Source organism: Sorangium sp. So ce367, from assembly GCF_051520455.1.
Classification (GTDB): domain Bacteria; phylum Myxococcota_A; class Polyangia; order Polyangiales; family Polyangiaceae; genus Sorangium; species Sorangium cellulosum_B.
Window position 1 is genome coordinate 6,457,887 of the sequence record NZ_CP150334.1, and the last position, 26,922, is coordinate 6,484,808.

Here is a 26,922-nt window from a genome sequence, read left to right on the forward strand (position 1 = left end):
ACCCAGGGCCGCGCCCGAAGCGAAGCGGGTTGCCACGCTGCGCCGCACCACGCCGCAGCGTGAGGTCCCCCGCACGAGAGATCAGCCGGCAGAGAACAGGCATGAGCGAAGGCAGGCGTCGTTGGTGGACGGAAGTACCCCGCAGCGCACGAGCAGCTCGCGCCGCGTCAGCCGCGTCAGCCGCGTCAATTGCGCTCGCGGTCGCCCTCGTGTCCAGCTGCGGGAGCGTGTGCGACGAGGCGACAGAGCACACCGAGGAGTGCGGCTTCCACGGCAGCGGCATTTCCGCCGAGGCGTCGTGCGACGGCCGCGTCCGGTGCGCGTCGGCGTGCGCGGCGGAGGCTCCCTGCGGCGCGTTCGATGGCACCGACGCGGCCGCGTTCGATCGGTACCAGCGCTGCCTCGAAGCTTGCTGAGCCCGCCGCGTCGCTCAGCGGGCGGCCCGGACGAGCGCGGCGCCGTCCGGCGGCCTGTCGTCGTCCGGGCCGAGGCACAGCAGCGACAGGTCCTTCCAGGGAGCGAGGCCCTCGCCGCCGAGCGGCTCGAGGTGGACGAGGACATCCTCGAGCACGCGGCCAAAGCCGTAGATGTCATCGCGCGGATCGCTCGCCCGCCCGGCGAGCCGCTCCGGTGAGACGTACCCTGGGCTGCCGCCGGCGGACGGCGCGCCACGCGGCCTGGCCAGCCCGAAGTCGGTGAGCACGGGCTCGCCGAGGTTGCGCAGGAGCACGTTGGCCGGCTTCACGTCCGCGTGGACGTAGCCGCGCTCATGGATTCGGGCGAGCGCGCGCGCGAGCGGACGCGCCCACCGCGCGATCGGCGCGAGCGCCGCCGCGTCGCCGGCGCGGAGCACGTCCCTCACCGACCCCCGCGCGATCCACTCGAGCGCGATCCACCCCTCCTCGGGGTCCGCGTCGAAGACCCGCACGACGCCGGGGCCCCCGAGCGCCACGGCGAGCCGCACCTCGCGGGTGAGGTGCGCCCTGTCGCCGCCCCGCCCGTGGTAGACCTTGAACCCGATGCGCCGGCCGAGCACCTCGTCCTCGGCCTCGTAAACCGCGCCGGCGCCGCCGCGCGCCACCTCCCGGAGCAGGCGGAACGGGCTCTTGCCCGCCGAGGGCGCGACCACGGTCACATCCTCCAGCCGGGCGACCGCGGCGGGCCGATCCGCGCCGAGCGCCGCCCGCCAGCGCTGGTGGCGCTCGCGCGCGCCTGGCGCGCCGATCTCCCGGACGAGCACCCGCTCGATCGCGCCGACCGCGCGCGGGAGCTGCCCCAGCGAGGCGTAGAGATCGGCCGCGAGGACGAGGCCTTCGGTCGAGGACACCGGCTGGGCGCGCGACGCGCCCCCGCGCTCGCGCGACGCGGCGCCCTCCAGCACGGCGAGCGCGCCCTGCTCGTCGCCGCGGGCCGCGAGCAGATCCGCGCAGGCCACGCGGATCGGATCGGGCAGCACCCGCTCCTCCATCGCCGCGACGAGGTGCGCCACGGCCTCGGCTTCCTGGAGCGTCCCGCGCGCCCGCCGGAGCACGGCGATGACCTCGTCCGTCGAGGGCCCCTCCCGCGTGCCGGAGCTCCGCAGGCGCGCGATGTCGTCGCCTCCGCCTTCACGCGACGCGCGCGCGTGCGCCTGCGGCCGCTCCGCTCGCGCAGGATGCGCGCTGCCCCCGACGTCCGCCCCGCCCGGCCCGGCGCTGCCGCGCGCGTCCGCCGGCGCACCGCCGTCCGCCGCGGCGCCGCCGAGGCGCTCCTTGAGCCGCCGCCACAGGCTCACGCCGCGCCGCCCTCGGCGCCGCCACGCCGGATCGACGGAGCCTCGCCCGCGGGGGGTAGCCGGAAGACCGCCGTCCCCCCGCGCGCCGAGGCGATCGCGTCGCCCGCGCACAGCTCGACCGACGGCGCGAGCTGGTAGTCGCCGAGGAACGGCGGCGGCGCCCCCGGCGGCGTCTTCAGCGCGACGAACGCCGAGGCCCCAGCCCGATCGACGCGGATCCGCCAGGGGCCGACCGGCAGATCGCCGAGCGGCGCCGTGAAGCGATCGCCCGCGATCTCCACCACGCACCCCTCCCCCGTCCCCGGCGTGATCGCGCACGGCACCTCCCCGCCCAGCAGGAGCTGCACGCCGCGGCCGACGGGCAGCGGCCCCGTGAGCCGCGCGCCCGCGAGCGTCGTGCCGTTGCGCGTCCCGAGGTCCTCGACCTCGACGCCGGACGGGCCGCGCCGGATCCGCACGTGCGTCCTGCTGACGGCGCGGGACGCGACGACGATGGTCGCCTCGCCGCGGCCGATCGTGACCTCGTCGCCGAGCGCGCACCGCAGGAGCGCGCCGCCGAGCTCGAGCGAGAGGATCGGCCCCGAGAGGAGCCGCGCGCGGATCGCGCGCAGGGCGTCGGCCACCTGCTCGCCGCCGCGGTTCCCCGCGATCCAGGCCTCGGCCACCGCGATCGCCTCGCGGCGCTCCGCCATCCGGTCGAGATCCGCGATCGACCGCAGGACGGCGGCGAGCTCTCGCTGGTCCCTCTCGACGGTCATCGAGGAGCGGAGCCGCTCCTCGAGCCGCTCGATCGCGCCCGCCGCGGCCAGCACCCGCGTCTCCGACTCGGTGTCGCCCACCAGGGCGTACGCGTCGGCCGCGCGCTCGAGCTCGCCCGCCTCCTCGAGCTCGCGCGCGACGGCCAGCGCCTCGCTCCGCATCACGCTCGCGCCCCGCGCGCGCACCAGATCGAACGCGAGCAGCGCCTTGCGCCCGAGGGCCGAGCGCTTGAGCTCCGGGCTCTCCGCCATGCGGGACGCCGACGCGCAGAAGGCGATCCGCTTCTCGACGCTCCGCTCGGCGTCCGCCCGGAGGAGGAGGACCCGGGCCGCGTCGTCCGGCATCCCGGCGTCGAGGTACAGCTCGACCGCCCCCGCGAGATCGCCGGCGAGCTCCTTGGCCTCGGCCGCCCTGCGTCGGCTGTCCCCCCGCCTGAGCCCGAACCACTCAAAGAGACTCACGCAGCGCCATCCTCGCCCCCATCCGACATCCTACCCTTGATGCGCGCCGGCCCCAACCGCCAGCGTTGACTCCCTCCCTCGTCACCCGCAGGATTTGCGGCCTCGATGTCGACAACGAACCGCCTCGGCGAACTGCTCGTCCGCGAAAAGCTCATCAGCCTCCAGCAGCTCAGGCAAGCCCAAGAGGAGCAGCGCAAGACAGGTCAGAACCTCGGGTACGCGCTCGCCAAGCTCGGGTACATCTCCGACGGAGAGATCACGAGCTTCCTCTCGACGCAGTACCGCGTCCCGGCCGTCGCCCTCGACGAGTACGAGATCGACGCGGAGGTCTCGCGCCTCGTCTCGCGGGACGTCTGCGAGAAGCACAAGATCATCCCCATCTCCAGGTCGGGGACGGCGCTCGTCGTGGCGATGGCCGATCCGACGAACCTCCACGCGATCGACGACATCAAGTTCCTCACGGGCTTCAACGTGGAGCCCGTCGTCGCGTCCGAGACCGGCATCACGGAGGCGATCGAGCGCGCCTACAACGTCGGGCCCTCCTACGACGAGGTGCTGAGCGAGTTCGGGGAAGAGGAGGTCGGCTTCCAGGTCGAGGCCGACGACGTGAACGTCCTCGAGCTGGAGAAGGCCGCCGAGGGCGCGCCCGTGGTCCGGCTCGTCAACGCCATCCTCCTGAACGCCATCAAGAAGGGCGCGAGCGACATCCACGTCGAGCCGTACGAGAAGAAGCTCCGCGTGCGCTACCGCATCGACGGCGTGCTGATGGAGGAGATGCAGCCGCCGATCAAGCTGAAGAACGCGATCTCGAGCCGCCTCAAGATCATGAGCTCGCTCGACATCGCCGAGCGGCGGCTCCCGCAGGACGGCCGCATCAAGCTGAAGATGGGCAGGGGCCGGGAGATGGACTTCCGCGTCTCGGTGCTGCCGACGATCTGGGGCGAGAAGATCGTCCTCCGCCTCCTCGACAAGTCGAACCTGCAGCTCGACATGGCGAAGCTCGGCTTCGATCCGAAGCCGCTCGCCGACTTCAAGTGGGCGATCGGCCAGCCGTGGGGCATGGTCCTCGTCACCGGCCCGACCGGCTCCGGCAAGACGACGACGCTCTACTCGGCGCTGTCGGAGCTCAACCAGATCGGCTCGAACATCAGCACCGCCGAGGACCCTGTCGAGTACAACCTGCACGGCATCAACCAGGTGCAGATGCACGACGACATCGGGCTGAACTTCGCGATGTCGCTGCGGTCGTTCCTCCGGCAGGACCCGGACATCATCATGGTCGGCGAGATCCGCGACTTCGAGACGGCCGAGATCGCCGTCAAGGCCGCGCTCACCGGCCACCTCGTGCTCTCGACGCTGCACACGAACGACGCGCCGTCGACGATCTCGCGCCTCCTCAACATGGGCGTGGAGCCGTTCCTCATCACCGCCAGCGTGAACCTCGTGCTGGCCCAGCGCCTCGCGCGCAAGATCTGCCCGGACTGCCGCGTCCCGCTGAAGGTCGACGCGAGGGTGCTCCTCGACTTCGGCTTCACCGAGCAGCAGGTGGCGCGCGCGGAGCTCATCCGCGGCGCGGGCTGCAAGACCTGCAACGGCTCCGGCTACAAGGGCCGCGTCGCGCTCTACGAGGTCATGCGCTTCACCGACGCGCTGAAGGAGATGGTCCTCCAGGGCGCGTCCACGGCCGAGCTCAAGGCCGCCGCGATCAAGGGCGGGATGCTGACCCTCCGGATGAGCGGGATCGAGAAGGTGCTCGCGGGCGTCACCACGACCGAGGAGGTCGGCCGCGTGACGATGGGGGACTGAGCGCATGACCACCGAGCTCGTCGGACAGCAGGAAGGCCTCCGGTACACGCTCCAGCAGCTCCTCCGCGCGATGGTGGAGAAGGGCGCGAGCGACATGCACATCACGAGCGGCACGCCGCCGCTCCTGCGCATCGACGGCACGGTGGTGCCGCTGAAGCTCCCGCCGCTCATGCCGAGCGACACGAAGCAGCTCTGCTACTCGGTGCTGAGCGAGGAGCAGGTGGCGGCGTTCGAGCAGCGCAACGAGCTCGATCTCTCGTTCGGCATGAAGGGGCTCGCCCGCTTCCGCGCCAACATCTACATGCAGCGCGGCGCCGTCGCCGCCGCGTTCCGGCAGATCCCCTTCCGGATCATGAACTTCGACGAGCTGGGCCTGCCGCCGGTGGTGCTCGACATCACCGCCAAGCCCCGCGGCCTCGTGCTCGTGACGGGCCCGACGGGCTCGGGCAAGACGACCACGCTCGCGAGCATCATCGACAAGATCAACTCGGAGCAGCGGCTGCACATCCTCACGATCGAGGATCCGATCGAGTACCTGCACCCGCACAAGCTGTCGCTCGTGAACCAGCGCGAGATCGGCTCCGACACCGCGTCGTTCAAGGACGCCCTGCGGTACGCCCTGCGCCAGGATCCGGACGTCGTGCTCGTCGGTGAGATGCGCGACCTCGAGACCGTCGAGTCGGCGCTGACGATCGCCGAGACCGGCCACCTCGTGTTCGCCACGCTCCACACGAACTCGGCGATCTCGACGATCAACCGCATCATCGACGTCTTCCCGCCGCACCAGCAGTCACAGGTGCGCCAGCAGCTCTCGTTCACGCTCGTCGCCGTGATGACGCAGCTCCTCCTGCCGCGCGCGAACGGCCCGGGGCGCGTCATGGCGATGGAGGTCATGATCCCGAACGCGGCGATCAGGAACCTCATCCGCGAGGACAAGCTCCACCAGATCTACTCGCAGATGCAGGTGGGCCAGTCCGGCAGCGGCATGCAGACGATGGCCCAGTCGCTCGTGTCCCTCTACCAGCGCCGGATGATCACGCTGGAGGAGGCGTTCGCGGCGGCCGCCGACGGCGAAGAGATCCGGGCGATGCTGGAGCCCCGTCAGGCGGTGAGCTCGCGGAACAACGGCCCGAAGCAGCCCTGACCACAGCGGCGCCCTGCCCTTCGGTTCACCCTGCACGCTCGACCCGCCTTACGGCTCACGGCGCGGCGCGGCGGGAGGCGGGGCGGACGGTCGGACGAGCGCCGCTGGCATCCAGAAAATCGCAGTAAAATCGAGGCCTTGGAGAGGGGGCTCCACACTTTTTTGACATCTACCCAACCGTTCAGTAGGTTCCGCCCGATGCAGGGGCTCACCGAGCGACAACAGCAGGTGCTTCACTATATCCGGCAGTCGATCAGCGAGCGCGGCTACCCGCCGACGCTGCGCGAGATCGGCGCGCATATGGGGATTCGCTCGACGAACGGGGTGAACGATCACCTCCGGGCGCTCGAACGCAAGGGCTACCTCACGCGCGAGGACATGAAGTCGCGCGCGCTCCGCCCGCGCGATCTGGACGGCGCGGGCGCCGGCGGCGGCGCCGATCTCCGCGGCGCGCTCGTGAACGGTGGGAACGACGCCCCTGCGAACGACCAGGAGGACGACCTCGTCGAGATCGCGGTCGTCGGCCGGATCGCCGCGGGCCTGCCGATCCTCGCCGAGGAGCACGTCCTCGATACGGTCCGGATCGAGCGCACGCTCGTGCGCGGCGGGCGCGAGGTGTTCGGCCTGCGCGTCACCGGCGACTCGATGATCGAGGCGGGCATCTTCAGCGGCGACTACATCTTCGTGCGCCGGCAGCTCACCGCGCAGCGCGGCGACATCGTGGTGGCGCTGATCGGCGACGAGGCGACGGTAAAATACTTCTTCCCCGAGAAGGACTACGTGCGCTTCCAGCCGGCGAACGCGGCGATGGCGCCGATCCTGGTCCGGGCGAGCGACTTCAAGCCCGCGATGCTCCTCGGCGTGGTCGTCGGCGTCTACCGGAAGCTCTGACCTCACCCTTCCCTTCCCCGAGCCGGTTGACGCGCGCCGAGCGGCCTTGATAGCGTCGCGACGGCCGGGCAGACGGTCTTAGGTGCCCGCTCCAGAAAGAACGCGATCGTGACGACGCACGGGCGGCGATTCGGGACTTTGATTTCAGGCGCGGGCATGGTGCTCGCGGCGGCTCTCACGGGCGGCTGCGGCGGTACCCTCTACGCGTTCACCGCGAACTCGGCCTCGAGCAAGCTCGAGACGGCCGAGGCGCTCGGCGCAGAGAAGTATGCGCCGTACGAGTACTACACCGCGCGCGAGCACCTCTGGAAGGCTCGGGAGGAGGCCGCGGCCGCCGACTACGGCGACGCGATCGACTTCGCCGACGTCGCAGAGGAGTACGCGGACAAGGCGATCACCCTAGCGAAACAGGCGCACGAGGGCGCGGGTCGATGAGCATTGGAATGACGCGCCGCAGTTCCCGCCGCGCCCGTCGCGCAGGCGCCGTCGCTGTCGTGGCGATCGCCGGGGCCGCCTTCTCGTGCACGCAGGTGCCGGTCATGCGCGGCGACATCGAGGCGCTGACCACCATCGCGAAGCAGGCGGAGCGCAACGGCGCGCTCCGCTGCGCGCCGCGCGAGCTGGCGATGGCGAAGTCGCACCTGTCGTTCGCCTCGGTCGAGCTCGATCAGGGCTTCTTCGTCCGGGCCAAGGAGCACCTCGACATCGCGAAGGCGAACACGCACGCCGCGTACGACCTCTCGCCGCCGCAGAAGTGCGCCGAGCGCGGGTTCGTCGAGGAGGCGCCGCCGCCCAAGCCCGGAGACTGCGACGGCGACGGGCTGCTCGATCCGCAGGACAAGAAGTGCCCGTGCGACGCCGAGACCTGGAACGGCTTCCAGGACGATGACGGCTGCCCGGACGATCCCGACACGGACGGCGACGGCCTGACGGACGGCAAGGACAGCTGCGTGCTCCTGCCCGAGGACAAGGACGGCTACCTCGACGAGGACGGCTGCCCCGAGCTCGACAACGACCTCGATACGGTCCTCGACGCGAACGACAAGGACAGCACGGGCAAGAACTGCGCGAACGACCCGGAGGATCCGGACGGCTACGAGGACGCCGACGGCTGCCCCGAGCCGGACAACGACCAGGACACCGTGGTCGATCTCGAGGACCAGTGCCCGAACGAGCCGGGCGTGGTCGGCGGCGACAAGCCGGGCTGCCCGAAGAAGCCCAGCCTGGTCATCGTCACCGAGAAGGAGATCAAGATCACGCAGCAGATCCACTTCGAGTTCGACAAGGACAAGATCCGGCCCGAGAGCTTCCCGATCCTCGACGCCGTGGTGGAGGTCCTCCAGCAGAACCCGAAGATCAAGATCGAGATCCAGGGGCACACGGACAACAAGGGCGCCGCGGCCTACAACAAGAAGCTGTCGGATCGGCGCGCGGCCTCGGTGAAGAAGTACCTGGTCGCCAAGGGCATCGACGAGGCCCGGCTGACATCGAAGGGGTACGGCATGGAGCAGCCGATCGTGCCGAACACGTCCGACCAGAACCGTGCCCTGAACCGACGCGTGCAGTTCGTCCGCACGGAGGGCGCGCAGTAGTCCAGCCGTCGCGGGAGCACCGCCTGGCGTGTCGGGGTACGGTCGCTCTCGACCGCGCAGTCCAGGGGGCCGGACCCGGCCCCCTCCTCCTGAAAGCAAGAGCCCCTCCCCAGCACACCCTGGAGGTCTGAACCCGTGTTTTTCCGTCGTTCACGCCGCGCTCGTCTCGCGTCTGCACTGACTTCGCTGTGGGTCCTCGGCGCGCCGGCGGTCGCCGGCGCCGCCGGCGAAAAGGACGCGGAGGCGATGAAGCTGCACAACCAGGCGATGGACGATGACTACCTCTCTGTCGAGTTCGACAAGGCGGAGAAGAAGCTCAAAGACGCCCTGAAGAAGTGCGACAAGAACGCCTGCTCGAAGCCGGTGGTCGGCAAGCTGCACATCGCGCTCGGCACGGTGTATGGCGGCGGCAACAAGCTCCAGCAGGCCAAGGCCGAGTTCGTGCTGGCGCTCCAGGCCGATCCGAAGGCGGCGCTCATCGACGCGCTGACGACGACCGAGCTGGCCCAGGCGTTCAAGGAGGCCCAGAAGGAGGCGCAGGCCGCCGGGAAGGCGCCTCGCGACGGCGGCAAGGCCACGAAGGCCGCGGCGGGCGACGTTCCCCACACGCCGGTGGCGGAGCAGGCGGTGAACACGCCGGTGCCCGTGTACGTCGAGATCCCGGAGGAGATCGACGCGTCCAAGGCGACGGTCCGCTACAAGCCGTTCGGCTCGCCCAAGTGGAAGTCGCTCGAGATGAGGCGTATCGAGAGCGGCTTCGGGGTGGAGATCCCCTGCGAGGATGTCACGACGACCGGCGATATCCGGTATTTCGTCATCCTGAGGGACGAGGCGGGCGATCCGGTGGGCACCGCCGGTTCGATGCAGGCGCCTCACCGGGTGCCGATCAAGAACGAGATCGAGCAGGAGCCGTCGCTGCCTGGCCAGGAGCCGCCGAAGCGCTGCGCCGCGAAGGAGGATTGCCCGCCGGGCCTGCCTGGCTGCCCCGAGGCCGACGGCAAGCGCGGGGACAAGACCTGGGGTTCGGCCTGCGAGGCGACCGAGGAGTGCCAGTCGGGGCTCGCCTGCGTGAAGGGGACCTGCGAGCAGGGGAGCGACGAGGGCGGCGGGGCGTCGAAGGGCAAAAGCAAGGGCAACCGCAACGTGCTCGGCGTCTCCGGCCAGCTCGACCTGCTCCTGGTGCGCGGTACGGATTACGTCTGCTCGGGCAGCGACGCCGCCTACGCCTGCTTCTATTCGGGCGGCGAGGGCCGGCAGTTCTACGGCGAGCCCGCGGATCTGGAGGGAACGAACGGGGTCAAGGGCGGCCTGAGCCTCGCTGGGTGGCGGGTGATGCTGTCGTACGATCGGCAGCTGTTCTCGGACCTGTCGCTGCTCCTCGGCGTACGGGTCGGATTCGCGTTCGGCGGCTCGCCGTCTTCCAAGAACGGGCCGAACCCGTGGACGGACGAGGCGGGCAATGACCTGCAGAACCCGCACCTCCAGGCGCTCAGCTTCCTGCCGCTCGATGCGGAGCTCCGCGCCACCTACTTCCTCCTGGGGGATCGGATCGTCGAGAAGGGCGGGTTCCGCCCCTATGCCTTCGCCTCGCCCATCGGGCTGGCCCAGGTGAACGCCTCGGTGCCTGTGGATGTGTGCGATCGCCGCACCGAGGAAGGGGATCTGGTGCGCACCAGCAGCAGCAACAGGTGTCCGGCGAACACCCGCTACGTCGAGAATCTCGATGCCTTCCAGATCACCGGGCGGAACTTCTCGGCGCTAGGCGCCGGTGTGGTCTATGGCATCACCCAGAACTTCGGAGTGTCTGCCGAGATGAAGGTGATGCTGATGTGGCCAACGCTCGGCCTCGTCCTGGCCCCCACCGTCAGCCCCGTGTTCGCCTTCTAGCCCCGTCTCCCGCACCCAGAGCGACGTTCCCGACGCGCAGACGTGCTCCAGCGCAGCGCGTCGGGGCAGCCGAGCCCCTCTTCCCTCCCCCGTCCCAGCCGCAGCGCGGGGGGTGCCCGCACAGGAGACGGGCCCAGATCGGCGTGCTCGGCGCGCAGGCGTACTCACGTACGCCGAGCACCGAAAGCGCCGAGATGGGCCCGTCTCCGAAGCGGGCGCCCCCCGCGCTAAAGGTCGAAGTGTTCGGTGCCGAGCAGCTGGTAGAGGCCGTAGAGCGACCCGGCGTCGTGGTGCTCGAAGCGAACGCCCGCGCGCGCCGGCCGCCCCGCCGCACCGCGGCGGATCCAGGCGATACGACCGCGGAGGCTCAGCGGATCCCACAGGTTCGGGGCGGTGACCTCGAGCGTCACCGACGCCTCGGGATCCAGGAGCTCCGACGCGAGCTGGGCCTCGGACAGCTCGATGCCGGCGCCGCCCAGCCCCAGATCGCGGATGCGAACGCCGTGCTCCTCGATCGACTGGCGATCGCGCAGCGTCGCCCCAAGATCGACGCGTCGCCTCGCGTGAACGCGAAAGTGGTCCCGGACAGCCATCCTGGCGCATTCTCCAGTCGACGCGAACATATCACGAGAGACGCGCGCACACGCTCGGTTCGCCAAGCCGTGCGGCGCAGGGGCGCAGGCGCGACCACGCGCGCCGCGCGAACAGCATGCTCGCCCGGTCGCCCATGGCTGCGTTCGGTAAAGCGACCGTCACGTGTTAGCCTTTGGGCTTCGCGGCGAACCTTGGGTAACATGCGGACCACATCCGCTGGAGCGAGTCGCGAGCGAGTCGCGAAGTAGACGGGAGTTCTACCCTGATGGCCCAGGACACACGCAAAGATCCGCGAGCGAGAGTGCTGCAGATGACCGTCCGCTACAAGAGCGCCACGGTCGACGAGTTCATCGAGCACCACTCGCATGACGTGAGCCGTGGCGGCATCTTCATCAAGACGCCGTCGCCCTTCCCCGCCGGCACGCTGCTCAAGTTCGAGATCCGTCTGCAGGACGAGCAAGCCGTGATCGCCGGCGTCGGCCGCGTCGTGTGGAAGCGCGAGCCCGCGCAGGGGAGCGACGCGCACCCGGCGGGCATGGGCGTGAAGTTCATCAAGATCGATGAGAAATCCAAGGCCGTGATCACCCGGCTCGTCGACGCGCAAGCGGGCGCCGGGTCGGCGTTCGAGGCCGGCATCACCGACCGCGCGGATCTGGGCGACGACGTGCAGGAGATCACGGCCCCGTCGGCGACCGCGAGCGCGCCGCAGGCCGAGCCCGCGGCCGCGGCCTCCAAGGCAGCGCAGGCGCAGGTGAAGCGGGCGTCGACGATGCTGGGGCTCGGCTCGATCGGGGCGAAGGGCGACGCGGGCAAGGGCGAGGCGAAGAAGGCCGGCGTCGCGGAGGGCGGCGGCTTCTTCCCTCAGACGAACCCCGAGAAGGAGATGCCGCCGCCCGACGAGCGGACGATGATGAAGCAGGCGGCCGAGCTGCTGAAGCAAGCGCTCGCCGACGCCGGCGGCTCGCTGGACGAGATCGGCCCGTCCAAGGAGCCGCTCATGGCCGCCCCGCCGAAGAAGGCCGAGCCCGCTCCGGCGCCGAAAGAGGAGCACGTCAGGCCGCTGGCCGAGCCGGCGGCGATCCCGGTCCCGGCGGTCGCCCAGCTGGCGAACGAGCGGGAAGCGCGGGACGAGGCGCCCGCGGCCGAGGCGAGACCAGCGAAGGCGGCCGCGGCGAGGAGACCGGCCGAGGTCGCGGACCGGGCGCCGGCGGACGATCTGCACGGCAAGCCTGCGCGCCAGGACGTGAAGGCGTCCGACGATCAGGCGAAGGCGAAGCCAGCGGCCGCCAAGCTGAAGGAAGACAAGGCGGCCACGGCCAAGGCCGCACCCGCGGCCCAGGCTCCGCTCGCGCAGGAAGAGGAGAGCAGCGGCACCGGGCGGCTGCTCACGATCCTGCTGGTCGCGGCAGCGCTCTGCGGCGCGCTCTGGCTCGTCTTCGGGCAGAGCGACAAGCCCTCGGCGACCCCGCCGGCCGCACCCGAGCAGCCCGCGGCGAAGCCTGCGGCTCCGGCCGACAAGCCTGCGGCTCCGGCGGAGAAGCCTCAGCCGACGGAGGTCGTGCCCGCGGCGACGGACAAGGCTGCGCCCGCCGCGACGGCGGCGCCCACGACGACCGCCGAAGCGCCCGCGGCGCCGACGGCGAGCGCCACCGCGCCTCTCGGGGCGACCGGAGCGACCGCGGAGCCTGCGGCGCCCAAGGCGACGGCCGAGCCGGCGGCCCCGGCGACGGCGGAGCCCGCGGCCCCCAAGCCGACGGCGGAGCCTGCAGCGACCACCCCAGCGCCAGAGCCCGCGGCCCCCACGGCGACGGCGGCGCCCGCGGCGCCCAAGCCGGCGGCCCCTAGGCCCAGGCCGGCCGCGCCGAAGCCGCCGAAGAACGACGATCCCTACGGTTGATGACCAGGCCGCGGGTCCTCCGCGGGAGAGGCAGCTGCGATGAGCGGCTCGGTGAGTCACGTCGGTGAATCAGGGCTGGGCCGCTCGAAGGCGGCCGCCACGCTGGCCGCGCTGGGCCTGCTGGCCGCGACCGGGCTCGTCTGCGGCGCGGTCGCGCTGCGCGATCCGACGGCCGTGACGGCGCTCGAGGGGGGCGCCAGCGCCTTGCCGAGCCCTTCGCCGGCCGCCGCGCCCAGCAGCAGCGGCCGCGAGAGCAGCAGCGCGCCGGCCCCCGAGCCGGCGCCGGCGCTCGCGCCCGCGGAGCCCGAGGCCCCGGCGAAGGCGCCGCCTGCCCGCGCTCAGCCCGCGGAGCTCGAGAGCGCCCAGGCCGCGGGGAGCGCGGCGCTCGGCTCGCTCGCGCAGCGGTATCCGGAAGACCCCGCGGTCCTCCGGGCCCTCGCGGTCGCGCAGGGGCGCGAGAAGGCGATGGCGGCCGCGCTGCTCACGGCGCAGCGGCTGTTCGAGGTCGCTCCCGAGGAGGCCGGGAACGACGAGCTCAAGCAGATCATCCTGAGGGCAGCGAACGGCACCCCGGACCTCGCCCTCACGGCGTTCGATCTGATGGCCAAGCACATGGGAAGCCGCGGTCCCGACCTGCTCTACGAGGTGGTGACCGCGCCGAAGTTCGGCGATTGGCCCAGGGATCACGCGAGCACACGGCTGATGGAGAGCAGCGTGCGGCAGCTCGCGTCGCCGGCGCTGCTCGTCGCCGACGATCTGCGCCGCCTCACGGAGTGCCCCACCAAGGCGATGCTCGCCAGGGTGCGCGAGGAGGGCGATGTCCGCGCGCTCCATTACATCAAGGCGCTGGGCACCCCCCAGCCATGCCGGGGCCATCGGACGCGCAGGTGCCTCAGGTGCGGCCCCCTCCAGAAGGAGCTCCGCGCGACGGCCAGCGTCATCGAGAAGCGCAAGAACGACAAGGCGGCGGCAGCGCCGCCCGCCGCGAGCGCTGCTCGCTGAACGCCTTCGTCTCGCCAACCCCGAAGCGGCCTGCGCCCCCTCGCTTCGCCGCTTTCACGCCCCGACGTGACGGCGCCGAGCGGCTTCTCTCCCCGCCACCCCCGCAAAGCTGCAGGCACGGAGGGAGCGCATCGGCACGCGCCGCGCGGGCGATTCGATGCTCCGAAGTAACCGCTCAACACCTGCTGGGAGCGGCACGGCCACGCAGACAGCTCGACGCGTGGAACCAGCTCACCAGGGGAGCGAATCGGGGTGGGCGCAGCAGGACTTGAACCTGCGACTTCGTCCGTGTGAAGGACGCACTCTACCGCTGAGTTATGCGCCCGATGCCAGCCGGTTGTCACCCGGCCGTTTCGGAAAGACGTGGCGCTTTTAACCCAAACATCGGCGTTCGACAAGAAGAACTCGCTGGCGATGTCGAACTTCTTCGCGGAGCTCCTTCAGGCCCGAGCCAGGCCCGAACCGGCGGGTCGCCGGCGAAGGCGCGCCTGCGGCCGCGGCCAGCGCGCCGGCCGCGGGGCTCGCGCGCGCCGGCTGCGCGCCGCCCGTGAGCGACCGGGGCACGGGAGCCAGACGGGCCGCCGCGTCCGCGCCACGTCGCGGTCGGGCGAGCGGGGACAGGCGCCGCTGCTCTTCGAGCGCGCGCGTGGGCACCGGCGCAGAGCGACGCGCGCGGTCAATCGAGCGTCGCGACGGCGCGCCGGAGCGCGGCGAGGCCTGCTTCGATGTGGTCCTCATCGCAGGCATACGAGAAGCGAAGGTACCCAGGCGCGCCGAAGGGGGTGCCGGCGACCGCGGCGACGTGCGCCTGCTCGAGCATCCACGTCGCCACGTCCTCGTCGCTCGCGAGCGTCGTCCCCTGGAAAGCGCGCCCGCAGAGCCCGCGCACGTCGGCGAACGCGTAGAACGCGCCTTCCGGCGTCCTGCAGCGCACCCCCGGTACCGCGTTGAGCCCCTCGACCATCAGCGCGCGCCGCCGGGCGAACGCCGCGCGCATCGCGAACACCGCGTCGCGGGGCCCGTTCAGGGCGGCGACAGCGGCCGCCTGGGAGACGGCCGCCGCGTTCGTGGTGCTCTGACCCTGGACCACGTCGAGCGCCCTCGCGACCTCGGCCGGCGCGATGCTCCAGCCGATCCGCCAGCCCGTCATGGCGAACGTCTTGCTGACCCCATCGACGACGATCACCCGCGGCGCGAGGTCCTCCGCGAGCGCGGGGAGCGACACGTGCCGGAACCCGTCGTAGGTGAGATCGGCATAGATCTCGTCGACGACGATCCAGCAGTCATGCCGCCGCAGCACGCCCAAGAGCGGGAGCAGGTGCTCTTCCGCATACGCCGAGCCGGTCGGATTGGAGGGCGTGCACAGGATGATCGCCTTCACCCGCGGAGAAAGCGCGCCCTGGAGCGCGTCCGCCGAGAGGCGGAACCCCATCTCCTCGGTCGTGTTGACGACGACCGGCGTGGCGCCGACGAGGCGCACCTGCTCCGGGTAGCTCACCCAGTAGGGCGCGGGGATGACGACCTCGTCTCCCGGCTCGAAGAGCGCGGTCGCGAGGTTGAACAACGCGTGCTTCGCGCCGCAGCTCACGGTGACCTGGCTCGGCAGCGGCCGCCAGCCGCGGTGCTGCTCGGTCGCCGCGCAGATCGCCGACTTCAGCTCGGAGATGCCGGACACGGCCGTGTAGTGGGTGGCGCCGGCGTCCAGCGCCGCCTTCGCCGCGGTACGAATGTGCTCCGGCGTGTCGAAGTCAGGCTCGCCCACGCCGAAGGAGAAGACCTTGTGCCCGTCGGCGCGGAGGCGCGCGGCCCTCGCCGCCATGGCGAGCGTTGCACTGGGCGCGACGGCCGACAGACGGTCAGCGAGCTTCCTGGGCATCGAGACACTGAGGAATAAAGGGCGGCCTGAGATAACGCAAGGCGCTACCGCTCCGGCGCTTGCGCGGGCGGCTCGGATGTGCCGCTAGGGCGACGGCGTGGCGCCGCCGACCTGGACCGCGGGCTTCTGCTCGTCCTGCTTGATCGAGTAGCGCACGAGCGCGCGGAGCACGTCGTTGCGCTGCACGTTGCCGAGGAGGCTCTTCATGTCCTCGTAGATCGACGGATCGACAAGCAGGGCGCCGAGGGTCCCCTTGCCCGCCCTCATGTCGTGCACGATCGCCCGCAGATCGCCGGTCATCGCCGTCACGTTGGCGAGCGCCTCGGCGCCGTCGCCCTTGCCGCCATAGAGCGCGTCGTGCGCGAGGCTGTCGCTCTCGCGGATGCCCCGCAGCGTCATGGCGACCTCGTCCGCCGCGCTCCCGAACTGCTGAATCTGCTTCTGCGGGCCGTCGCCGTAGATGACGTCGTGCGCGAACCCCGGCCCCTCCTTGACCCGCGAGACGACCCCCCGCACCTCGCGCACCGCGCTCGCGAGCTCCGTGCTGAGGCGGTCGAGGCTCTGCACGGTGCGCGAGATGCGCTCGGCCTCCTGGGGATCGGTCAGGAAGCGGTGCGGGTAGCCTTCCCCCTCGGTCACCTGCTTCATCAGCGTGTTCGCCGACGCGACCGTCTCGCGGAGATCCCTGTGCAGCTTCTCGTCGGCGATGCTCTCCGAGACCTTCTGGATGTTGTCGAGCGTCGCCTCGGCCTTCTCGGCCATGCCGGTCACCTTCCCCATCACGTCGGTCGGCACCTCGCCGGGGATGTGGCCGCCGGGCGGCACCGAGTCCGGGCTCTGCCCCTTCGTGAGCTCCAGCATCTTGTCGCCGAGCAGGCCCTTGTTCGCGATCTGGGCGACGCTGTCCGTCTTGATCCGGCTCGCCTCGCTCTCGACGATCTCGAGCTTCACATAGATCTTGGTGTCCTTCGGATCAGGGCCGTAACCGACCTCGGCGACGTGACCGATGTCGATGCCTCCCATGCGGATGGGCGCGCCCGGCTTCAGCCCCTGGACGTCGCCGAAGTTCGTCGTGAAGCTGACGGAAGAGTCGAAGAGCCGCCGCTCGTCGCCTATCAGGAAAATGACTACGGCGGAGAGCACAAGGCCCGCCAGCACAAAGAGTCCGACCTTCAGATCGCGCGCTCTGCCCATGCAGAAGGGCATCTTGCGCGATCTCGGGGGGATCGTCACGCGCCGAGAAGCGTCTGGACGTCCTCATTCACCGGAGCGGTCCCGGTAATGAAATCGGCGACATGCGGATCGGTCGACTTGCGGAACTCGTCCGGGGTGCCGGTCGCGATGACCTCGCCGCGGAAGATCATCGCCATCCGATCCGAGATCGAGAACGCGCTCTTCATGTCGTGCGTCACCACGATACTCGTCACGTTGAGCGCCTGTTTCAGCCCCTTGATGAGGTGGTTGATGCGCTCGGTGTTGATCGGATCGAGGCCGGTCGTCGGCTCGTCGTAGAGCAGCACCTCGGGCTGCACCGCGATGGCGCGCGCGAGGCCGACGCGCTTCTTCATGCCGCCGGACAGGTCCCCCGGGCGCATCTGCTCGATGCCCGGCAGGCCGACCAGCGACAGCGCCCAGTTGACCCGATCCGCGATCTGCGCCTCGGTCATCTCCTTGCGGTAGTGCTCGTGCAGGCCGTAAGCGACGTTCTCACCAACCGAGATCGAGTCGAACAGGGCGCCGCCCTGGAAGAGCATCGCGATGCGCTGGCGTACCCCGGCGATGCGCGACTCGCTCAGGCGCGTGATCTCCTCACCGTGAAACTGGATAGATCCACCATCAGCGTCGAGCAGACGGATGAGCAGCTTGAGCATGACGCTCTTGCCGACGCCCGAGCCGCCCATGATGGTGATCGTCTCGCCCGGGTACACTTCGAGGTTCAGGTCGCGGTAGATGACCTTCGGACCGAAGGCCTTGCGCACACGCGAGAACCGGATCAGCGGCTCAGCCACGCGTTCACGCTAGCACGCCGCGGAGGCCCGCCGCGAACGCTCAGTCGGACGCGGCGACGTGCTCGATCCTGATCTCGACGGCGTCCCCGCCGCGCCAGGCGTCGCGCCGGAGGCGGCCCACCACGTCGACGCGCTTGCCGGTGAACCGCGGCGCGAGCTCGCCCAGCTCGAACCCGAAGCACGAGATCTCGCGGCGGGCGAACGTGAGCTCCAGCTTGAGGTGGCCCTTCAGGTTCCTCGCGGAGCGCACGGCCGCGCCCGCCACGAGGACGTACGACGGGCGGTTGCCCTCGCCGCACGGCTCGAGCCGCTCGAGATCGCGCGCCACGGCCGCCGGATCGTCGCGATCGTCGAGCCGGACGTGGGCGGCCGCGAACGCCGCGGCGGCCGGGAGGTCCTGCTCGCGGAAGGCGTCGCACCACGCCGCCCGGAGCGCCTCGACGCGATCGGCGCGCACCTCGACGCCGGCCGCCGCCTGGTGGCCGCCGAAGCCGACGAGCTCGGCCCGGCACCGGGTGAGCGCGTCGTGGAGCCGCGCGCCCGCTGGACCGCGCACCGAGCCGCGCCCCTTCGCGCCCTCAAGCGCGATCACGATCGCCGGCTTGCCGTAGCGACCCGTGATCCTGCCAGCGACGATGCCGACCACGCCGGGGTGGAAGCCCTGCCGCGCGATGACGATCGCAGGATCCCGATCGAACCCGGCGCGCTCGATCTCGGCGAGCGCGGAGGTCAGCATCTCGTCCTGGATCGCGCGCCGCTTCATCTGCGCCTGCTCGACCGTGGCGGCGAGCGCGGAGGCGGTCACGCCGTCGTGCGCGAGCAGGAGCTCCAGGGAGATGTCTGGATCGCCGAGCCGACCGGGCGCGTTGAGGCGGGGCGCGATCCGGAAGGCGACGTCCTCGGCGGACGCGCCGCGCCCGAGATCGAGGTTGGCGAGCGCCGCGAGCGCGCGGAGCCCAGGACGGGGCCCGGTCTGGAGCACGCCAAGGCCGGCCCGCACGAGCGCGCGGTTGTCGCCGGTCAGCGGAGCGACGTCGGCGACCGTGCCGATCGCCACGAGGTCGAGGTAGGGGCGGAGATCGAGCGACGAGCCGAGCTTCTTGCGCACGGCGGCCAGGAGCGAGAGCGCGAGCCCGCAGGAGGCGAGCCCCTTGTACGGAAAGCCGCAATCGGCGCGGTGCGGGTTCAGGAACGCGATCGCGGGGAGCGGCTCGGCCGGCACGAGGTGGTGATCGATGACGACGCAGTCGATGCCGGCCGCGCGGGCCGCGGCCAGCCGCTCGTGATCGCTGGATCCGCAGTCGCACGTGATGAGCAGCGCGGGACCGGCGCGCATCACGCGCTCCAGCGCGGGCGCCGAGAGGCCGTAGCTGCCTTCGGCGCGCGTCGCGAGGAGCGGCACCACCTGTCCCGTGAGGGCGCGCAGCCCGCCGGTCATGATGGCGGTCGCGGTGATCCCGTCGCAGTCGTAGTCGCCGAAGACGGCGATCCGCTCGCCGGCGCGCACGGCGCGCGCGATCCGCTCCGCGCTCGCCTCGCGATCGGCCATCGCGTCGGGCGACGTGAGGTGCGAGAGCCGCGGGTCGAGGAAGCGCCGGGTCGCCTCGTCAGGCGCCCAGCCGGCCCGGTGCAGGATGTCCGCGACCGTGATCGACAGCCCCAGCTGGCGCGCCATCACGAGCGCCTCGGCGGACGCCTCGCCCGGATCCGCGACGGGCGAGGCGCCCCCCGCGCCGTGCGAAGCCGAGGCGGGCGCCTCGCGCTCGGGGAGCTCCCTCCAGGCCTCCGTGGCGGTGCTCATCACAGAAGCGGGTACACCGACGAGAGGGGTGCGTCCATGGCCTGGGGCGGTTCAGGCCGCGCGGCCCCGCGCGGCCACGGCGAGGCGCTCAGACGACCGCGTCGGCGCGCTTCTGCGTGCGGACGCGGCTGACCTTCTTGCGCTTGCTCCCGTTCGCGCCGAAGAACCGGCGGTCGATCCACTCGGTGAGCGGCGCCGCGACGTAGATCGACGAGTACGTGCCGACGACGATCCCGACGACGAGCGTGAACGCGAAGTCCCGGATGACCCCCGTGCCGTAGAAGAGGAACATGACGAGCGACAGCAGCGTCGTCATGGACACGAGGATCGTGCGCCCGAGCATCTCGGAGAGCGAGAAGTTGATGACGGCCGCGAAGCTCATGTCCCGGTGCTTCCCCAGGTTCTCGCGGATCCGGTCGTAGACGACGACCGTGTCCGTGATCGAGTAGCCGACGATCGTGAGGAGCGCGGCGACCGTGGACAGGGTGATCTCCCGCTGCGTGATCACCATCGCGCCGAGCGCGATGCCGACGTCGTGCACGAGCGCGACGATGCCGCCGGGCGCGAACCGGATGTCGAACCGGAACGCGATGTACGCCATGATGAAGAAGATCGTGATGGCGATGCTCTTGATGGCCGCGTCGCGCAGCTGCGCGCCGGCCTTCGGGCCGATCCACTCGACCCGGAGCGCCTGCTCGGGCACCTTGTCCGCGCCGAGGTGCTGCCGGAGGCCGTCCATCAGCTGGTCGCCCTTCGACTTGAGGTGGAGCTCGACCTTGTGGTCGCGCTCGCTCACGACGAGCGGGTTGTTGGCGCCGGCCCTGAGCTCGACCCCCTCGATGCCCTCGAGCTGCTTCTTGATCCCCTCCAGGTCGGGCGCTGTGTCGTAGCGCGTGGAGATCTTGTCGCCGCCGGGGCTGAACTTCACCTCGGTGGCGCGCAGCGCAGGCGGGCAGCGGTCCTCGGGGACGGAGCCGTTCTCCGGCGGCAGGCACAGCCGATCGCGCACCGCGCCCTTCTGCTGCTCCGACAGGGCCGAGACCTCGTGGACCCGGATGAGGTAGCGGTTCGGGTTGGCCTGATCCGCGACGGACACGATGTCCGGGGAGTCGAAGCCCGCCTTGGTGACGGCCTCGCGGACCTCGGCGCTCGAGACCGGAGCCCGGAAGGCGACCTCAACCTCGGTGCCTCCCTTGAAATCGGTCCCGAGCTTCGGCCCCGGCACGATGAACGAGATGATCGACAGGATGAGCAGCACCCCGCTGAGCCCGATGAAGAGCCAGCGCTTGCTCATGAAGTCGAACTGACGGCCAGGTTTGATGAGTTCCATCGTCGTGTCTCAATCGGAGATCCGCTCGCGCGTTCTCCCTCAAAGGTCGGAGATCCGCTCGCGCGCCCCCGTACTCAGCCGAGCGAGAGCGTCTTGATCTTTCGGCCGCGGACCGCCCAGTCGAACATCAGGCGGGTGCAGACGACCCCGGTGAACAGGCTGATCGCGATGCCGACGATCAGCGTGATCGCGAAGCCCTTGATGGGGCCGGTTCCGTACTGCGCCAGGATGAGGCCCGAGATCAGCGTCGTCACGTGGCCGTCGAGGATCGCGCTGAACGCCTTATCATAGCCGACGTCGACCGCGGCGCGCGGGCTCTTGCCGTTCCTGAGCTCCTCCCGGATGCGCTCGTTGATCAGCACGTTGGCGTCGACCGCGATGCCCATGGTGAGCACCAGGCCGGCGATGCCGGGAAGCGTCATCGACGCCCCGAACATCGCGAGGACGGCGATCTGCAGGATGAGGTTGAAGATGACGGCGATGTCCGCGATCAGCCCGGCGCGGCTGTAGATCACCACCATGAACACGACGACGAGCACGCCGCTCGCGATGGCCCCCTTCATGCTCTGCTGGATCGCGTCCTTGCCTAGCGACGGGCCGATGCGCTGCTCGTTCGAGGGGGAGATCGGGGCAGGCAGCGCGCCCGATCGGAGCACCAGCTCGAGCTTGCGCGCGTCCTGGAGCTGCTGATCGGGGTTCTGCGAGCCCATCGTGATCTGCGCGCGGCCGCCGCCGATCTTCGTCTGGATGACCGGCGCGCTCTCGACCTTCTCGTCGAGGATGATGGCGAACCGCCGCTTGACGTTCCTGCCGGTGATGTCCTCGAACCGATCGGCGCCGGTCGGGGTGAAATCCATCGACACGTACCAGCCGCCGAGGCCGCCCTCGCTCTGATCCGGGAGCGCCTGCGCGTCGCGCACCATGTCGCCCGTGATCTCGGCCTTGCTGAAGAGGAAGTACGTCCGCCAGCCGATCTCCTCGATGGCGTCCTTCTCCTCGTCGAACTCGTACAGCTTGCCGAAGCCGATCTCGTTGTCCGCCGGGACCTGGAGCGTCCCGACCCACTCGCGCAGCCGCTTCAGCGTGTCGCGCATCTCCTCGTGCTCCGCGCGCACCATCCGGGCGAAGTGGACCGGCTTCGTCTTCCCGGGGCCCACCGGCGCGTTCTCGATCGAGAACGTCAGCCCCTTCGGGAGGTCCTCCTCCTTGGCGCTCCTCGCGATCGGCTCGAAGAAGTCCTGGTCGTCGTCGACCATCTTGAACTCGAGTCGCGCGGTCTGGCTGATGATCTCGCGGATCGTGGTGAACGCGGCCTCGTCGTCGCCGGGGACCTCGATGATGACGTCCTCGTCGCGCGTGGAGACGCTCGCCTCCTTGAGGCCGAGCCCGTCGACGCGGCGGAGCACCGTCTCCTTGGCCTGCGACACCGCCCGCTCACGGATGCTGCTCGAGACCTCGTCGCGGATCCGGAACTTCGCGACGCGGCGATCCGCCGAGCGCTGGAGCTGCAGCTCGTGCAGGAACTTCGCCAGGAACTCGTCGTTGATCTTCTCGGAGTCCGCCGGGTCGTTGAACGTGATCGCGATCGTGTCCGCCTGCTCGCGCGACTTCTCGATGCGGAGCTTCGTCTGGAGCTTCTGCATCTCCTCGATCGTCGGCGGCTTGTCGCCCTCGTGGAACCCGAACGACTTGGCGAGCGCCGCGCGAAGATCGTCGTAGTACCGATCGCGCTTGTCGCTGATCGCCTCGTCGACGTCGACCGTGTAGACGAGGCGGAGGCCGCCCTTCAGATCGAGCCCGCGCACCAGGCGGAACGGGATGTTCGACGTCAGGAAGCGGCTGAACCCGAGCTCGCCGGCCCTCGCCCGCGTCTCCTGCTCCGCGACCTCCTCCGACGAGAGGCCGGTGTGGACGGGGCGGCCGTACCGCTCGTCGTGGTAGGTCGGGTAGATGGCGAGCGCCGAGCCGAGCGCCAGGAACAGGACGAAGCCCGTCTTTGCCCGCCACGCGAAATCGATCCACGGCCCGACGCAGAGCAGCGCCCACGGCACCATCAGGCCGAACGTCGCGAGGGCCCAGAACACGTGGTAGTGGGCCGCGATCGCGGCGGCGCCGGCGGAGAGCGCCGCCCAGGCGAAGACGCCGCGCTTCGCTCGGCTGAGCCACGCGCCGAGGAGGCACAGGCCGGCGACGCCGGCGAACCCGTACTGGAAGATGTTTAGGAGCATGGAGTGTCGCGCCGCGGGGGCGGTAAAAAAGCTTCCTGTTGGGCCGAGCGCCGGCCTACGACTTCTTTTCCTTCGCCGCGTCGGCGACCTTGGCGTCCGCCGCGGCGACCTCGCCCGGATCGGGGCCCTGGATCGCGCTCTTCAGGACCTGCACGTTCACGCCGGGGGCGATCTCCAGCTTGACCCTGGGGGAGTTCGGGCTGATGTCGATGATCTTGCCGAGGAGCCCGGACTGCGTGACGACCCGGTCGCCCGCCTTGAGGCTCGACTCGAGCTGCTTCTGCTTCTTGCTCTGGCTCCGCGTCATCACGAAGATGAGCAGCAGCGGCAGCGCCAGGATGAGGAACTGGAAGGCCCCTCCGCCGAACGGCGAAGAAGGCGGCGCCTCCTGCCCTCCGGACGGCGGCGATTGACCTTCGACCGGCGTCGCGGGCGCGTTGCCCGCTCGCCCGGGGGCGGCGTTCGGCTGGAACCAGTTTGAGCTTGCCAAGGTGACGCGTGTCTCCGGGCCCCGACGGGCTCGCCCGCAAATTGCGGGCCTCTCCCAACCCCCCGGGGCCCGCCTCCATACCCAGGATCCAAGGGTCGCGCAAGGAGCTAGGCGGGCAGGCTCACCCGGGCGTCCGGGGAATGCGTCCTGGCGGCCCTTTCCGCGCTTCCGTCCCCTGCCGCGCTTCCGCTGCCGCGCGGCGTCAGCCGTCGCTGCCGAACACGATGTGCCGGCGAGCGCGCTCCCCGCTCGCGATCTCGGCGAGCGAGAGGCGCACGTCGCGTTCGGTGATGGTGCCGTCGATCGTCGCGAACGTCGCGGAGAGGATCGGCGGGATGCGCCCGACGCTGGGGAAGCCCGGGGCCCAGGTGAGCGCGTCCGCGAACGCCGCCTTCACCGCGGCGGCGACGGGCCCGTACGGCGCGAGCGGCACGTCGAGCGGCTCCAGGACCACGATGGCCTTGGCCCGCGCGAGCGTCTTCACCACGTCGGCGCCGAAGAACGGGCGGAGCGCGCGCACGCCCACGAGGCCGACGCGGCGGCCCTGCGCGCGCAGGCTGCGCACGACCTCGCGGGCCGCGGGGAACGCGCAGCCCACGACCACCAAGATCTCCTCCGCGTCCGCGGTGTCGACGCGCTCGATCGCGCCGAGCGGCCTGCCGGTCAGCTCGCAGAGCTCCCGCATCGCGCTGGCGAGCGCGAACGGAACGCGCGCGCAGAAGCCTCGCTCGGCCCGCTTCCGGACGACGCCGCGGCCCTGCGGGCGGGGCCCCCCGTCGCCGTCGCTCTCGCCCGGCGCCGCGTCGGTGAAGGTCGGCGCGCTCCGCTCGGAGCCGAGGAAGCGCGCCGCGAGCTCGCGCGCCCCGCCGAGGGCCGACACGTCCGACGGCAGCGCGTCGACGAGGTGCAGGAACGGCGTCTCGCTGTCCTCGGCGGCGCGCCGCGCCACCAGCGTCATGTCGGCCGCCTCCTGGCTGCTCCAGGTCACGAGCACCCCCGCGCCGACGTCGAGCGCAGGCGCGAGCTCGTCCCGCCCGACGGCGAGCCCGCCGCGGCGCTCGATGACGTGCACGGTGACCGGCGTCCGCACCGCCGCCGCCTCGCCGAGCGCGGCGAGCGCCCCGACGAGCTCGTGGGCGCCCAGCACGACGCTCGCACGCTGCCCGGCGCGCGTGCGCGCAGCGGCGCCGCGGATCGCCTCGGTGGCGCACGCGGCGCGCTCGATCGGCAGATTGCCGGGCACGGCCGCGTGCGCGGCGAACAGCGCGCTCCCCGCGGCCACCTCGACATGTGCGATCACCGCCGCCGGATCCGGCGGCGAGCCTAGACCGTCAGGCCCTGCCATCCCATCGTTCGTCGCCCGAGCCGCACGCGAGGTCAAGCGCGAGCGCGATCGGCCTCCGCGCAGCGGCCGGCCTCGAGTAGCGCGGCGATCGCGATCGTCAGTGTTCGTCCGTGTCCGGACGTAACTCCGAGAATTCACGCTCCCACCGCGCAATGAGCGTCCGCCGCGCACGGCTCCCGGCCGGTTGCTCCCCCGGCGCGTCGAGCGCGCCATGGCGGCCTGCCGCGCCTGGCCTGTGGCTGCCGCCGGGCCTCGTCGACCGATCGACGGCATCGACGGTTCGGCGAACCGTCTGCTCGACCAAGGCGGCGGGGCGAGGACAGCCGCCGCCCGAGCCTTCACCAGGAACACCAGAAACCGATCACCAGGCACCGGGCCGCCACGACAAAAGCGACCCCAGGAAACATATCGCTTGACGGACTCCCCCCCCCTTGATAGGAGGCGCTCTCCGTTTCGTCGGCCTCGGGCCGAGCGGGCGGGACATAGGCGCGTAGCTCAGTGGTAGAGCACTACCTTGACACGGTAGGGGTCGCCGGTTCGAAACCGGCCGCGCCTACAAATCAGCAGGAGACCTAGCCTGCGAGGTTTCATGGCCCTCGATCAGACAGCCCTGGCCGCCCCGGCGGCCCGCACCACGGTGCGCAAGGCTCTCGCGGACGACATCGCCAAGAACCGCCCCATCCTCGGCGCCCACGTCAACGGGCGCCTCATCGAGCTTCACACCCCCTTCCACTTCGACGACTCGGCCCGGATCGGGCTGGTCCGGACGAGCGCTCCGGATGGCCCTTCGGCGAACGCCGTGGCCGCCCCCCGGTCGCGCGACCTCGACGAGGCCCTCGGGGCGATTCCGCTCGCGGAGCTCGCCGACCGGCGAGCCGCAGAGCGGAAGCTCCCCCGGCTCGCCGTGAGCGCATCGGGTTCGTGACCTGCCGCTCCGGCCGGCCTCTCTCGCCCGGCAGTCCCTTCCCCACCCCCGTCGAGCCCGGCGCGCCATGGCCCGGAGCGCCGATGCGCCGCGGCGCTCGTCCTGCTTGCTGCCGTTGCCTGCGGCGCAGAGTCAGGCGACATTGTCGTGGTGATGGACGCCACGACCGGGCTCGGTCGCGGAGCGGCGGACCGTCGCTTTCAAGAGCACAGCACACAAGGAGGCAGCGAAATATCACATGGCGATGAGACGCTTCGACCCTCGGCAGGCCCAGCGGGGGCCGCAGATCCGCATCAACCAGCGCATCCGCGTCCCGGAGATCCGCGTCATCGGTGATGATGGCGAGATGCTCGGCATCATGCAGACCCACGAGGCGCTGCGCCGAGCACAGGAGAAGGGGCTCGACCTCGTCGAGGTCAACCCGAAGGCGGATCCCCCGGTTTGCAAGATCCTCGACTTCGGCAAGTACAAGTACGACGAGAAGAAGAAGGCCCGCGAGGCGAAGCGCAAGCAGAGTGTGGTGGAGATCAAGGAGATCAAGCTCCGTCCCAAGACGGACGACCACGATCTCGAGTTCAAGACCAGGGCTGCTCACCGGTTCCTCGGCGCAGGCCACAAGGTGAAGTTCACGGTGCGCTTCCGCGGCCGAGAGATCACCCACCCGGAGAAGGCGCAGGAGCAGCTCGACTGGATCGTCCAGCACTGCGAGGAGATCGCGAACGTCGAGGTGCGCCCCATGATGGAGCAGCGCACGATGACGCTGATGATGGCGCCCAAGCCGGCGATCCTGCAGAAGGTGGCCCAGGCCCGCGCCGCCGCGGAGAAGGCGCGTCAGAAGGCGATCCAGGAAGGACGCGCCGCTCCTGCCCTGGACGACACGGAGGAAGAGGAGATCGAGAAGCTCGAGAGGGAGCTCGAGGAGCAGGACGACGAGGAGGACGACGAGGCGGAGGGGACCGAGTAACGCATCCGGCGAGAGAGCGCGCCACGACACCGATCACGGTGCGGCGCGCCTCGCAAGGGCGGCGTGTTGACGCGTGCTGACATGCGCTGAGCGCTCGTGGCGCTGGCCACCTCGCCGCCGCGCAGCACGCAGCGCCCATGGCTCGGC

General features: G+C 71.0%; 22 protein-coding genes and 2 tRNA genes. 12 read left to right on the plus strand and 12 right to left on the minus strand.

Annotated elements, in window-relative coordinates:
* The first annotated feature begins 209 nt into the window (after window positions 1-209).
* Complete coding sequence (locus tag WME97_RS24475) at window positions 210-416, plus strand: hypothetical protein (RefSeq protein ID WP_437555155.1); 207 nt, start codon at window positions 210-212, stop codon at window positions 414-416.
* A 14-nt stretch (window positions 417-430) separates the two neighbouring features.
* Here WME97_RS24475 and WME97_RS24480 read toward each other — a convergent pair whose 3' ends face one another.
* Both WME97_RS24480 and WME97_RS24485 read right to left on the minus strand, forming a co-directional pair.
* Entirely contained in the window at window positions 431-1,774 is a 1,344-nt protein-coding gene (locus WME97_RS24480; RefSeq protein WP_437555156.1) for a serine/threonine-protein kinase, read from the minus strand.
* Entirely contained in the window at window positions 1,771-2,994 is a 1,224-nt protein-coding gene (locus WME97_RS24485) for an FHA domain-containing protein (protein ID WP_437555158.1), read from the minus strand. Before WME97_RS24485 ends, WME97_RS24480 begins: the two co-directional genes overlap by 4 nt.
* Window positions 2,995-3,099: 105 nt before the next feature.
* Here WME97_RS24485 and pilB point away from each other — a divergent pair, with 105 nt between their 5' ends.
* From pilB to WME97_RS24515, 6 genes are all read left to right on the plus strand, one after another.
* Window positions 3,100-4,800 (plus strand): type IV-A pilus assembly ATPase PilB, encoded by a 1,701-nt coding sequence (gene pilB, locus WME97_RS24490; protein ID WP_437555160.1) that lies wholly within the window; start codon window positions 3,100-3,102, stop codon window positions 4,798-4,800.
* 4 nt (window positions 4,801-4,804) lie between these two features.
* Window positions 4,805-5,944: a type IV pilus twitching motility protein PilT gene (locus WME97_RS24495; protein WP_437555162.1), complete on the plus strand. Its 1,140-nt coding sequence runs from the start codon at window positions 4,805-4,807 to the stop codon at window positions 5,942-5,944.
* A gap of 198 nt (window positions 5,945-6,142) precedes the next feature.
* A complete protein-coding gene (gene lexA / locus WME97_RS24500; protein WP_012237101.1) occupies window positions 6,143-6,835 on the plus strand; it encodes a transcriptional repressor LexA in 693 nt (230 codons plus the stop codon).
* Window positions 6,836-6,991: 156 nt separating this feature from the next.
* On the plus strand, window positions 6,992-7,270 hold the full coding sequence (locus WME97_RS24505) for a DUF4398 domain-containing protein (RefSeq protein ID WP_044965531.1): 279 nt from the start codon (window positions 6,992-6,994) through the stop codon (window positions 7,268-7,270).
* An 8-nt stretch (window positions 7,271-7,278) separates the two neighbouring features.
* Window positions 7,279-8,427: an OmpA family protein gene (locus tag WME97_RS24510; RefSeq protein ID WP_437555164.1), complete on the plus strand. Its 1,149-nt coding sequence runs from the start codon at window positions 7,279-7,281 to the stop codon at window positions 8,425-8,427.
* A 246-nt stretch (window positions 8,428-8,673) separates the two neighbouring features.
* Entirely contained in the window at window positions 8,674-10,314 is a 1,641-nt protein-coding gene (locus WME97_RS24515; RefSeq protein WP_437555166.1) for a hypothetical protein, read from the plus strand.
* Between the two features lie 227 nt (window positions 10,315-10,541).
* Here WME97_RS24515 and WME97_RS24520 read toward each other — a convergent pair whose 3' ends face one another.
* Window positions 10,542-10,907, minus strand: a complete 366-nt coding sequence (locus WME97_RS24520; protein ID WP_012237106.1) for a PilZ domain-containing protein — start codon at window positions 10,905-10,907, stop codon at window positions 10,542-10,544.
* A 266-nt stretch (window positions 10,908-11,173) separates the two neighbouring features.
* Here WME97_RS24520 and WME97_RS24525 point away from each other — a divergent pair, with 266 nt between their 5' ends.
* On the plus strand, window positions 11,174-12,805 hold the full coding sequence (locus tag WME97_RS24525) for a TIGR02266 family protein (protein WP_437555168.1): 1,632 nt from the start codon (window positions 11,174-11,176) through the stop codon (window positions 12,803-12,805).
* A 39-nt stretch (window positions 12,806-12,844) separates the two neighbouring features.
* Window positions 12,845-13,807 (plus strand): hypothetical protein, encoded by a 963-nt coding sequence (locus tag WME97_RS24530; RefSeq protein WP_437555170.1) that lies wholly within the window; start codon window positions 12,845-12,847, stop codon window positions 13,805-13,807.
* 253 nt (window positions 13,808-14,060) lie between these two features.
* On the opposite strand, the gene WME97_RS24535 is transcribed toward WME97_RS24530, so the two are convergent.
* From WME97_RS24535 to WME97_RS24575, 9 genes are all read right to left on the minus strand, one after another.
* Window positions 14,061-14,132, minus strand: a tRNA-Val gene (locus tag WME97_RS24535).
* 351 nt (window positions 14,133-14,483) lie between these two features.
* Window positions 14,484-15,626: a pyridoxal phosphate-dependent aminotransferase gene (locus WME97_RS24540; RefSeq protein WP_437555172.1), complete on the minus strand. Its 1,143-nt coding sequence runs from the start codon at window positions 15,624-15,626 to the stop codon at window positions 14,484-14,486.
* Window positions 15,627-15,767: 141 nt separating this feature from the next.
* Window positions 15,768-16,877, minus strand: coding sequence for an MlaD family protein (locus WME97_RS24545; RefSeq protein WP_437555174.1), 1,110 nt, complete (start codon window positions 16,875-16,877; stop codon window positions 15,768-15,770).
* 35 nt (window positions 16,878-16,912) lie between these two features.
* Window positions 16,913-17,692 carry an ABC transporter ATP-binding protein gene (locus WME97_RS24550; protein ID WP_437555176.1) on the minus strand — a complete coding sequence of 260 codons (780 nt, stop codon included), beginning with the start codon at window positions 17,690-17,692 and terminating at the stop codon, window positions 16,913-16,915.
* Window positions 17,693-17,732: 40 nt separating this feature from the next.
* Window positions 17,733-19,493, minus strand: coding sequence for a single-stranded-DNA-specific exonuclease RecJ (gene recJ / locus WME97_RS24555; protein ID WP_437555178.1), 1,761 nt, complete (start codon window positions 19,491-19,493; stop codon window positions 17,733-17,735).
* 88 nt (window positions 19,494-19,581) lie between these two features.
* Window positions 19,582-20,823 (minus strand): protein translocase subunit SecF, encoded by a 1,242-nt coding sequence (secF, locus tag WME97_RS24560; RefSeq protein WP_437555180.1) that lies wholly within the window; start codon window positions 20,821-20,823, stop codon window positions 19,582-19,584.
* A 74-nt stretch (window positions 20,824-20,897) separates the two neighbouring features.
* Window positions 20,898-23,051, minus strand: coding sequence for a protein translocase subunit SecD (secD, locus tag WME97_RS24565; protein ID WP_437555182.1), 2,154 nt, complete (start codon window positions 23,049-23,051; stop codon window positions 20,898-20,900).
* Window positions 23,052-23,106: 55 nt separating this feature from the next.
* On the minus strand, window positions 23,107-23,541 hold the full coding sequence (gene yajC / locus WME97_RS24570; RefSeq protein ID WP_437555184.1) for a preprotein translocase subunit YajC: 435 nt from the start codon (window positions 23,539-23,541) through the stop codon (window positions 23,107-23,109).
* A gap of 202 nt (window positions 23,542-23,743) precedes the next feature.
* Entirely contained in the window at window positions 23,744-24,886 is a 1,143-nt protein-coding gene (locus tag WME97_RS24575; protein WP_437555185.1) for a transketolase, read from the minus strand.
* A gap of 484 nt (window positions 24,887-25,370) precedes the next feature.
* On the opposite strand from WME97_RS24575, the gene WME97_RS24580 reads away from it, so the two are divergent.
* From WME97_RS24580 to infC, 3 genes are all read left to right on the plus strand, one after another.
* A tRNA-Val gene (locus WME97_RS24580) sits at window positions 25,371-25,442 on the plus strand.
* Between the two features lie 33 nt (window positions 25,443-25,475).
* The gene (locus WME97_RS24585; protein WP_437555189.1) at window positions 25,476-25,811 is read left to right on the plus strand and encodes a hypothetical protein; all 336 of its coding nucleotides are present in this window, start codon (window positions 25,476-25,478) and stop codon (window positions 25,809-25,811) included.
* A gap of 244 nt (window positions 25,812-26,055) precedes the next feature.
* Window positions 26,056-26,775: a translation initiation factor IF-3 gene (gene infC / locus WME97_RS24590; RefSeq protein WP_437555191.1), complete on the plus strand. Its 720-nt coding sequence runs from the start codon at window positions 26,056-26,058 to the stop codon at window positions 26,773-26,775.
* Window positions 26,776-26,922 lie beyond the last annotated feature (147 nt).